Source organism: Streptomyces sp. NPDC048566 (assembly GCF_043199735.1).
Taxonomy (GTDB): domain Bacteria; phylum Actinomycetota; class Actinomycetes; order Streptomycetales; family Streptomycetaceae; genus Streptomyces.
Genome location: NZ_JBICWL010000048.1, coordinates 1 through 9,716, shown reverse-complemented (window position 1 = coordinate 9,716; position 9,716 = coordinate 1). Strand labels below are relative to the sequence as shown.

Annotated in this window: 8 protein-coding genes; 6 read left to right on the top strand and 2 right to left on the bottom strand. The window is 74.7% G+C overall.

Features of this window, described 5'->3' with window-relative positions; genetic code table 11:
- Positions 1-2,445 (bottom strand): class III lanthionine synthetase LanKC (gene lanKC, locus ACGFS9_RS32685; protein WP_393258615.1); only part of this gene is annotated, 2,445 nt, incomplete at its 3' end.
- Positions 2,446-3,008: 563 nt separating this feature from the next.
- On the opposite strand from lanKC, the gene ACGFS9_RS32680 reads away from it, so the two are divergent.
- Positions 3,009-3,713: a DUF4142 domain-containing protein gene (locus ACGFS9_RS32680; protein ID WP_393258617.1), complete on the top strand. Its 705-nt coding sequence runs from the start codon at positions 3,009-3,011 to the stop codon at positions 3,711-3,713.
- 351 nt (positions 3,714-4,064) lie between these two features.
- On the opposite strand, the gene ACGFS9_RS32675 is transcribed toward ACGFS9_RS32680, so the two are convergent.
- Complete coding sequence (locus ACGFS9_RS32675) at positions 4,065-4,403, bottom strand: SCO0607 family lipoprotein (protein WP_393258612.1); 339 nt, start codon at positions 4,401-4,403, stop codon at positions 4,065-4,067.
- A 231-nt stretch (positions 4,404-4,634) separates the two neighbouring features.
- Between ACGFS9_RS32675 and ACGFS9_RS32670 the strand changes: the two genes are divergently transcribed.
- From ACGFS9_RS32670 to ACGFS9_RS32650, 5 genes are all read left to right on the top strand, one after another.
- Positions 4,635-5,528: an NAD-dependent protein deacetylase gene (locus ACGFS9_RS32670; RefSeq protein WP_393258610.1), complete on the top strand. Its 894-nt coding sequence runs from the start codon at positions 4,635-4,637 to the stop codon at positions 5,526-5,528.
- A gap of 352 nt (positions 5,529-5,880) precedes the next feature.
- A complete protein-coding gene (locus ACGFS9_RS32665) occupies positions 5,881-7,398 on the top strand; it encodes a cryptochrome/photolyase family protein (RefSeq protein ID WP_393258607.1) in 1,518 nt (505 codons plus the stop codon).
- Positions 7,399-7,473: 75 nt separating this feature from the next.
- A complete protein-coding gene (gene thpR / locus ACGFS9_RS32660) occupies positions 7,474-8,088 on the top strand; it encodes an RNA 2',3'-cyclic phosphodiesterase (RefSeq protein ID WP_393258605.1) in 615 nt (204 codons plus the stop codon).
- Between the two features lie 101 nt (positions 8,089-8,189).
- Positions 8,190-8,393 carry a cold-shock protein gene (locus ACGFS9_RS32655; RefSeq protein WP_393258602.1) on the top strand — a complete coding sequence of 68 codons (204 nt, stop codon included), beginning with the start codon at positions 8,190-8,192 and terminating at the stop codon, positions 8,391-8,393.
- Between the two features lie 421 nt (positions 8,394-8,814).
- Entirely contained in the window at positions 8,815-9,459 is a 645-nt protein-coding gene (locus ACGFS9_RS32650; protein ID WP_393258599.1) for a dihydrofolate reductase family protein, read from the top strand.
- Positions 9,460-9,716: the final 257 nt, after the last annotated feature.

The window sequence follows — 9,716 nt, the reverse complement described above, 5'->3', positions numbered from 1 at the left end:
CATCATCTGCTCGCCGGGGAAGGCGAGTCGGCCTCGGTAGGGCACGGCGTGCCGGGCGAGGGCGTCGATCTGCCGGCGCAGGTCGGCGGGCGCGGTCCCGGGTCCCTTGGTGCTGGTGCGGCTGAGGTGCAGCACCATGCCGGCCGCGCCCCGGAACAGCCCGGGCTGGGCGTAGAAGGTGGCCTGCGCCGCCGCGACGATCTCCCGGCGGGCCTGTTCGAGGTCCGGGTCGGTGCGGTGGGCGAGGTAGTCGTCGAGCACCATGCCGATGCCGACGCTGCCCGCGCCGAGATAGGGCATGGTCCGCCATCCCTCGTCCACCTGGAGTGTTCCGGAGGCGCTGCGGACGCAGCGGGCGAGGTCCTGCCGCAGCGCGTCGCGCGCCAGGTCGAGCAGGGCGGTGTCCCCGGTGCGTTCGTGGAGGCGGACGAAGAGCAGGGCCGGTCCGGACGCTCCGTGCAGCAGCCCCGCGCGGCGGATGCCGGGGACGGCGCCGGCGACCAGTTCGGCGCAGCGCAGGGCCGCGTCGTGCAGGGCCGGTGTGCCGGTGCCGGCCGCGAGGGCGTCGAGGGCGAGGCCGACGCCGCTGAGTCCGCCGTGCAGATCGGGCGCGATGCCCTCCCACGGCTGGTCCCGGACCGTCTCGGCCAGTTCCAGGGCCCGTTCGGGGTGGCCGAGGCGGTCGAGTGTCCAGGCCACTCCGGCAAGGCCGTCGTAGAAGCCGATCGGTGAGCCGGACTCGGGTTCCTTGGTGCGGCGCAGCAGCCACTCCTCCGCCTCGGCGACCCGGTCCGCGCCGGTCTCGGCGAGGGCGTACAGCACCCCGGCGGTGCCGTAGCCGAAGGTCGCGCCGCCGCCCGCGGTGGCGAACTGCGCGATGTCGCCGGGGAAGCAGCGGTCGTCGCGGTCGGGGGTCGCGGAGGCGAGGACGGCGCGGACCATCGAGTCGCGGCTGCGCGGCCAGTCTCCGGGTTCGACGGGCAGGTAGCGTCCGCCGGGCGGTACGGCGGTGCCCCGGGTGATCTCGGCGACCGCCTCGTCCAGGAACCCCCGGTCGACGGGGAACTGCTCGGCCGCGATGTCCGCCAGGTGCCGGGCCTTGCCCGGGTCCAGCGGCAGCAGGCTGGTCAGCGGGAGGAAGAGGGCGAGCCGCAGACAGGCCAGCGCATAGCGGTCGACGTCGGTTCCGCGCCGGTCGGCGGGGGCGACGAAGCCGGGGTTGGCGACGGTCTGGCGGCGGTCCTCCTCGACGGGTGCAGCGGCCTCGAAGTCGATGAGGGTGACGGACTCCTCGTCGTCGGACACCATGATGTTGAACAGGTGCAGGTCGTTGAAGACGACGCCGCGCTCGTGCACGGCTCGCACCGCGTCCTCGACCAGCCGGTGCACGCGCAGCGCCCAGGCCGTGTACGCGGCGAGCGCCTCGGGACCGGGGTCGGCCTCGATGAGGGGGTGGCGGCGGGCGAAGAAGGTGTTGAGGGGCTTGCCCTCGACGAACTCCATCGCGAGGAAGTGGTGGTCGCCGACGGTGAAGGTCCCCCGTACCTCGGGGGCGCAGCCGAGTCCCGACAGCCTTTCCAGCGCCTGCTGTTCGCGGCGCAGCCGGGCGACCGCGTCGGCCCCGTCGGCGGCCAGTCCGGCGTGCGGCCGGGCCTCCTTGAGGACGACCTTCTCTCCGGTGGCGCGGTCGCGGCCGACGTACACCCCGCCGCCGTTGGAGAAGTGCAGCGCCGACTCGACCGTGTAGGGGAGTTCGGTGACGGTGACGGCGGACCGGGCGGCGAGGTGCGGGGCGAGGAAGGCCGGCGGCTCGATCCAGTCGGGGGTGCGGAAGACGGGTCCGCGCAGGTCGGGTACGAGGCGTCCGTCGGGGCGGCGGACGGCGGGCCGCAGTTCGCCCTCGTCGTCGTAGCAGTGCCGGCGGGTGAAGCTGCCGTACCGGACGTGCACCGGGCTCGAACCCCAGCGCAGGTCGCTGAGGATGCAGGGCGCGGGTTCGCCGTCGAGGAGGGCGGCGAGGTCGGCGGCGACGCGGTGGCACTGCGCGTCGTCGGCCGGGTAGACGGTGAGGAACTTGCCGCTGGCCGCCCGGTCGGCGTACTTGGCGTTGCGCTGGTGCAGCAGGTACCGGCTGGGCACGAACTTGTACGCGACGGCGTGCCGCAGGCAGTAGGCGGAGACCGTGTCGAGGATGGACTCGGCGTTGTCCAGGCACGCGGAGACGTGGATCTTCCAGCCCTGGTCGGGGAGGTGCGCGTCCAGCGGGCGCAGTGCGAGCCAGTCCCCCACCCGGTGGCGCTGCCAGCCGTCGGGGGGCGGGGCGAGGGCGGCGGCGTAGCTCTCCGCCCGGCCGTCGGTCGCCCGGTCCGGGCCGGTGGTGAGCCGGTGCGGGGCGTCGTAGAAGTACCGGTCCGCGTCGCAGAAGGCGGCGTAGCCCTTGATCACGTCCGCTCCCTCGGTGGGCGGTACCGGCTCCGTGCCGGTCTGACAGGACGACGGTGTCATCCGGCGGAGGGCGGCCGACAGTCACACACGTCAGCAACCGACCGTGTGAAACGCACGGTCGACCCGGCCCCCGCGTCAGGGTCGTGCCCCGGGACGCGGCACCGCGGGGCCACCCGGAATCCGGGTCGGGGGAGTCGGGGCTCGCGGCGCCCGGCGCCCTGCGCCCGGCCGGACGCGCGGCTCACCGGCGCGGGCGAGCGGAACCGTGCCACTCCCCCGTCCTGCCCCGGCAGCGGGGGGCGACCGGGGTCGAACGCGCCTGTCTCCAGGGCCCCGAGGGCCCGCCGTCGCGGTGTCCCGCCGGTACCGGCGGCTCCACCGGCGGGGCGTGACGCCCTTCGTCCACCGTGTCCGGGAATTTTTTCCGGTCCGCTGAGTCCGAGGGGCTCCCGGTCCGTACTCCTCATCGTCCGCCCCACCAGGCGTGACAGCGGATCGCCTGACAGGCCGACGGGGTAGGAGGAACGGTGCAGCGTTCACGGAATGTGATCGGAACACTTTTTGTGGGCGGTGCTCTCACCCTGACACTCGCCGCGCTCGCCTATCCGGCCATGCTCGGCCTGCAGACCACGTCGAGCTCGACCGACCGGGTCATCGCCAACACCCAGTGGGGTCCGCTGACGGAGGGGGAGCGGGACTTCGTGGTCAAGGTGCGCGCGGCCGGCCTGTGGGAGTACCCGCTCGGCCAGATCGGGCTGCAGAAGGGGCAGAGCAAGGCCGTCCGGACCGCGGCCCGGCATCTCGTCGACGGGCACTCCGCGCTGGACACCAGCTGCCGCAAGATCGCACCGATGCTGAACATCACGCTCCCCAACGTGGCGAGTCCCCAGCAGGTGGGATTCGTCAGCCAGCTCCAGGGGGAATCGGGCAAGCAGTTCGACGTCGACTTCGCCAACATCCTGCGCATGACGCACGGTTCGATCTTCAACACGATCGCGAAGGTTCGTTCGACGACCAAGAACAGCCTGGTCCGCGCGCTGGCCGACCAGGCGAACGACACGGTCCTCGACCACATCACCGTCATGGAGAAGACCGGCCTGATCGACTTCGACACGACGGTCTTCAACCAGACCACCCCGCCCAAGCTGCCGCAGGCCGACATGACTCCCCCGAACCCGGTGCCCGGCCAGCCCCAGGTGGTCCTCACCCCTCCGGCGAACCCCACCTCCACGCCGCTGGACCTCGGCAAGGCCGTGAACGGCGGATAGTCTTCCTCGGCGGCGGGCCGCGGCCGGCAGCCGCCCTTGTCCGCGGGTCCGGCGCCGGCCACGGGGCCCGACCGCGACGGCTCCCGGCACCCGGCGGCACCTTCTGAGGGCCGGCGCGCGGGCGTGGCGTCAAGGGGCGGGCCGGAGGGGCGTAGCCCCTCCGACGCCGGTGGCGCGCCGAGCCGGGCGTTCGGCGGCCGGCCGCGCGGGTCCTCACGGCGAGCACCACGGCTCACCGGCGGGACGGTCCCGCCGGGCGCGGGGCCGAGTGGCCGGCCCGCGACCGCCGCCGTCCCGGGCCCCCTCTCCCCCGCGAACGGGAGCCCGGGTGCGCGTCCGGGCCGCAGCCGGTCAGCTCCCGGCCGGCACCGAGGTGATCTTCCCGTCCTCGTCGACCGTGTGGGTGCGCCAGTAGACGTCCCACTTGTCGTCGACCTCCTTGGGCACCTTTCCGGCCGGGTAGCGGGTGTATCCCGCCGACGGCTCCTCCTTGTCGGAGAAGCAGGCGGAACCCGTCCCGCCGACCGTCAGGGCGGGGTACTCGCCGCCACCGCAGACGGCCTCGCGGTACTCGAATCCGGCGCAGCCGGTGAGCGCGGCGACGGCGGCCGTACCGGTGAGCGCGGCGGCGAGGACCCGGCTCCTTGCGCGGCGCGGGGCGGCGATGCGTATCGTCCGGGGCACGTTCATGCTGGTCTCCAGTCACTCGGTCGGCACCCAGCTTCGCCTCCACGCCGGGGCGTTGCCCTGAGTACCCGTACTCAGAACCGGCGGCCGGCGTGCTCAGCACCCCGTCCGGCGGCGGGCGGGGCAGACCCCGACGCGCCCTCGGCCCGTGCCCGCGGGCTCACCCGCCTTCCGCGCCGCGGACGACACCCCGCGCACCGGGTGCGGTCGGCGACGGGTCCGTATCCTGGCAGCATGCGCACGCGCCCCACGCTCAGCTGGACCCCCACGGAGGAGCCGCCGCCCGGCACGACGGACCTGGAACCGGTCGCCGACGCCCTGCGGACCGGCGGGGTCCTGGTGCTCAGCGGAGCGGGCATCTCCACGGAGTCCGGCATCCCGGACTACCGCGGCGAGCGCGGCAGCCTGAGCCGGCACACCCCGATGACCTACCAGGAGTTCACCGGGGACGCCCACGCGCGACGCCGTTACTGGGCGCGCAGCCACCTCGGCTGGCGGACGTTCGGCCGGGCCCGCCCCAACGACGGGCACCGGGCCGTCGCAGCGTTCGGGCGGCACGGCCTGCTCTCGGGCGTGATCACGCAGAACGTCGACGGACTGCACCAGGCGGCGGGCAGCGAGGAGGTCGTCGAACTGCACGGGAGCCTGGGGCGCGTGCTGTGCCTGTCCTGCCGGGACCTCACCCACCGCCGGGAACTGGCGCGGCGGCTGGAGGAGGCCAACCCCGGCTTCGACCCGCGGGCCGGCTCGGTCAACCCGGACGGCGACGCCGACCTCACGGACGAGCAGGTGGGCGACTTCCGCGTCGTCCCGTGCACGGTCTGCGGCGGCGTCCTCAAGCCGGACGTGGTGTTCTTCGGTGAAACCGTGCCGCCGGCCCGCGTGGAGGACTGCCGTCGGCTGGTGCGCGCGGCGGACTCGCTGCTGGTGCTCGGCTCCTCCCTGACGGTGATGTCCGGGCTCCGGTTCGTCCGCCAGGCCGCCGAGGCCGGCAAGCCGGTGCTGATCGTCAACCGGGACCCGACCCGCGGAGACCGGCACTCCCTCGCCCGCGTGGAACTCCCGCTGGGTGCGGCGCTGAGCACGATCGCCGGACGGCTGGAGATCCCGCTGGACGCGGCTGCCTGAGCCGTGTCCAGCGGCATGCCCCGCCCGCACGGGGACGCGGGCGTCCCGTGCAGGTCCGCCGTCGTGCGGGCCGGCGCCGCGCGGGCCGCCACGGACGCTCTCCTCGCGCGCCGGCGCTTTTGGCCCGCCGGGCCGGCGGGGGCCTTCGCGGGCCTCCTTCACTCGTCCGGGTCGGCGGCGGGTGACGCGCCCCGGTAAGGCGCCGCGCCCGGCCGGCGGCCGTGTAGAGAGGACCGTGCACCGGGTCCGGCGCCGCGTCGCCGCACCGGCCCGGGCCCCGGACGGAGCGGCCGGCGTACCGGCCGCTCCGACCGCCGGACGTCCGACGCGGCGATGGAGGCCGAGCGCGCTCATGACCCCTGCCCACTGGCTCTTCGGCGACCAGCTAGGCCCCCACTTCCTCACCCCGGGCGACGACGGACCGGACCGGGACGCGGCCGTGCTCCTCGTCGAGGCGCGGTCCGTGTTCCGCCGCCGGCGCTTCCACCGCGCCAAGGCCCATCTCGTGCTGTCCGCGATGCGCCACCGGGCCGCCGAACTCGGCGACCGGGCGCACTACATCCGCGCCGACACCTACCGCGAGGGCCTGCGCGCCGCGGCGGACGACGGCCTCACCGACGACGGGGTGACGGTCCATCACCCCACCTCGCACGCCGCCCTCCGGTTCGTCCGGTCGCTGGACGGCGTCGACGTCCTGGCGCCTCGCGGCTTCCTGGTGCCGCGGCCGGACTTCGACGCCTGGGCGGACGGCCTCGGCGGCAAGCGGCTGCGCCAGGAGGACTTCTACCGGTGGGTGCGGCGCGGGCACGACCTGCTGATGGACGGCGGCGACCCCGCGGGCGGGCGCTGGAACCACGACCACGACAACAGGGAAACGCCCCCGAAGAAGGCCCGCACCCTGGGCGCTCCGGCTCCCTACCGGCCGCGCGAGGACGCGATCGACGAGGAGGTCCGAAACGACCTGGACCGGTGGGAGCGCGACGGCGAGGTGACGTTCGTCGGACGGGACGGCCCGCGCCGCTTCCCCGCGTCGCGCCGCGAGGCGCTCGCCGCCCTCCGCCGCTTCGTGGAGCACCGCCTCGGAGGCTTCGGCGCCTACGAGGACGCGATGCTGACGGCGGACCCGGTGATGAGCCACAGCCTGCTGTCGTCGTCGCTCAACCTCGGGCTGTTGCACCCCGCCGAGTGCGTCGAGGCGGCCGAGGACGCCTGGCGTGCGGGGGACGCGCCGATCAACAGCGTGGAGGGATTCGTACGGCAGATCGCCGGGTGGCGCGAGTACGTCTGGCACCTGTACTGGTACTTCGGCGACGCATACCGCGACAGCAACACCCTCGGGCACCACGCCCCGCTCCCGGACTGGTTCCTCGATCTCGACGCCGACGCGGTGACGGCCCGCTGCCTGGCCACGACCCTGGCCCAGGTCCGGGACACCGGCTGGACCCACCACATCCCCCGGTTGATGCTGCTCGGCAGCCACGCCCTGCAGCAGGGCTGGGACCCGCGGGCGGTCACCGACTGGTTCCACCGCTGCTTCGTCGACGGCTACGACTGGGTGATGCTGCCCAACGTCGTCGGGATGTCCCAGTACGCCGACGGCGGGCGGATGACCACCAAGCCGTACACCTCCGGCGGCGCGTACGTGCACCGCATGAGCGATCTCTGCTCGGGCTGCGCGTACCGTCCCACGGACCGCACCGGCGAGCGCGCCTGTCCGTTCACCGCCGGGTACTGGGCCTTCCTGCACCGGCACCGGCGGCGGCTGGCGGGCAACAACCGGATGAGCCAGGCGGTGCGCGGCCTCGACCGGCTCGGCGATCTCGACGCGCTGCTGCGCCAGGCCCGCGAGCGCGGCGACTCCCCACCCTGACCGGCACCGGCAGCGGGGGACGGGCGCGGAGCGGGGCCGGCCCGCGCACGCCGGCGTTTCGCGTCCTGCGCCCGGATGCGGTACGAAGTCGCGGTGAACGATCAGCCGCCGCCCACGACCGTCCGTGTGTTCGTCGCGCTCGCCCCGCCCGACGGGGCGAAGGCCGAACTGGCCGCGGCGCTCGCTCCCGCCTACGCGGCCCATCCGGCCATGCGGTGGAACCGCATCGAGGACTGGCACATCACGCTCGCGTTCCTGGGTCAGCTGCCCGCCGCGTCGGTTCCCCGCCTCCGGCCGGCCCTGGCCGCCCTCGCCGCGCGCCGCGACCCTCTGTCGCTCGCCCTGCGCGGCAGCGGCACGTTCGACGACCGGGTGGTGTGGAGCGGGGTCGAGGGGGACCTCACGGGGCTGCACGGGCTCGCCGCGGACGTGCGGAGCGCCGTCCGGGACTGCGGTGTCGGTTTCGCGGAGCGGCCGTTCCGTCCCCACCTCACCCTGGCGCGCGCCCGTCGGGGTGACGTCGCATCGGCCGCGGAGATCGCCCGGGGGATCTCCGCCTTCGCCGGCCGGTGCTGGCCGGCCGAACACCTTCACCTGGTCGGCAGCCACGCAGGCCCCGGTCCCGGCCGCCACCACTACCGCGACATCGACGCCTGGCCCCTGGGCAGAACGGTCGGTCACCTTCCGTGAACCACCCGATATGGCGCGTTACGCCACCCGCCCGGCGGGGCAACATCGATCGGGTCGCGCGCACGGTGCGGTCCGGTCACGCAGTCGCAGAGGATGCACAGATGGCAACAGGTGTCGTGAAGTGGTTCAGCTCGGAGAAGGGCTTCGGATTCATCCAGCAGGATGACGGCGGTCCCGACGTGTTCGTCCACTTCTCCGCGATCCAGACCACCGGCTTCAAGGAGCTGGCGGAGGGCGCCAAGGTCGAGTACGGCGTCACGCAGGGAGCCAAGGGTCCGCAGGCCGAGCAGGTCGTCCCCGTCTGATCGGGCCGAACCCGTGGGGGCCTCCAGACCTCCACCCCCGAGGGCCGTCCGCCGCGCGATCCGCCTGCGGGCGCGCACGGCGGGCGGCCCTCCGGGAGTCGCGGACGGCCACCCGGCCCTCGACGTCACGGTGTCCCGGCTCGAACGACGTCGTCTCCCTCGGCCTTTCCGCAGCGCCACCACGCCACGGGCCCCCACCGCGCACGCTCCGGGGATGCCGGGGCGGCCTCGAAGCAGCCCGCGGCGGTACGACGCGGTCCACCCGGGCTGACAACGGCCGGACCTCGCCATGAAGGACCGGCAGTACCCGGCGTGAGAAGGAAGCGTCCGCGGCTGTCGATCCGGCGCATCCCCGGTCGACGTCTCTGTACGGGCACCCCCGCCCGCGCGGGCCGGCTACGGCGACGAACGAGGAGAGCGCGTGAACCAGCTGCTGAGAGTCATGAACTTCAACGTGTCGAGCGACGGCATCGGCGCCGGGGAGCACCAGAGTCTGGAGCAGCCGTTCGGCCTGCCCGCTCCGGAGCGCCTCTTCGGCTGGGCCGGCGCCACCGCGAGCTGGCCGATGCGGACGGACGGCGGGGGCAGTCGCGGCCTGGACGACTACTTCACCCGGGATTTCGCCCGGAACATCGGCGCGGAGATCATGGGCCGCAACAAGTTCGGCCCGCAGCGCGGCCCCTGGCAGGACCACGAGTGGCAGGGCTGGTGGGGCGACGAACCCCCCTTCCACACGCCCGTGTTCGTCATGACCCACCACGGCCGTCCGCCGATCACGCTCTCCGACACCACCTTCCACTTCGTCGACGGCGAGCCGGCCCGCGTCCTCGAACAGGCACGGGAGGCGGCGCGCGGCCGGGACGTCCGGCTCGGCGGCGGGGTCACCACGATCCGCCGGTTCCTCGACGCGGGACTCGTCGACACCCTCCACGTGACGGTCTCGCCGTTGCAGCTCGGCTCGGGGCTGCGGCTGTGGGACTCCCCCGACGACCTGCGCGACCGGTACCACCTCGAGGTCGTGCCGAGCCCGAGCGGCGTGGCGCACCACTTGTTCTGGCGGAAGTGACGGCGGCGGCCCGCGCGGTCGGGCCGCCGGCCCGATCCGGGCCGCTTCGCACCGTCGTCGGCGCCTGCTCCACGCCCGGACGCGCGCGAACGGCCGCCGCACCAGGGCCTCGTACGGGCAGGGCGTAGGTCCCGCCCGGTGGGGGGGGGGGGCCCCCGCGGCGCGCCCCCCCCCCCCCCCCCCCCCCCCCCCCCCCCCCCGCCCCCCCCGCCCCCCCGCCCCCCCCGCCCGGCCGCGCCGCCCCCCCCCCCCCCCCG

Coding starts and splice junctions, on each gene's coding strand:
- ACGFS9_RS32675 (WP_393258612.1), bottom strand. CDS start 4,403: ATGAACGTGCCCCGGACGATACGCATCGCCGCCCCGCGCCGCGCAAGG.
- ACGFS9_RS32670 (WP_393258610.1), top strand. CDS start 4,635: ATGCGCACGCGCCCCACGCTCAGCTGGACCCCCACGGAGGAGCCGCCG.
- ACGFS9_RS32665 (WP_393258607.1), top strand. CDS start 5,881: ATGACCCCTGCCCACTGGCTCTTCGGCGACCAGCTAGGCCCCCACTTC.
- thpR (WP_393258605.1), top strand. CDS start 7,474: ATGCGGTACGAAGTCGCGGTGAACGATCAGCCGCCGCCCACGACCGTC.
- ACGFS9_RS32655 (WP_393258602.1), top strand. CDS start 8,190: ATGGCAACAGGTGTCGTGAAGTGGTTCAGCTCGGAGAAGGGCTTCGGA.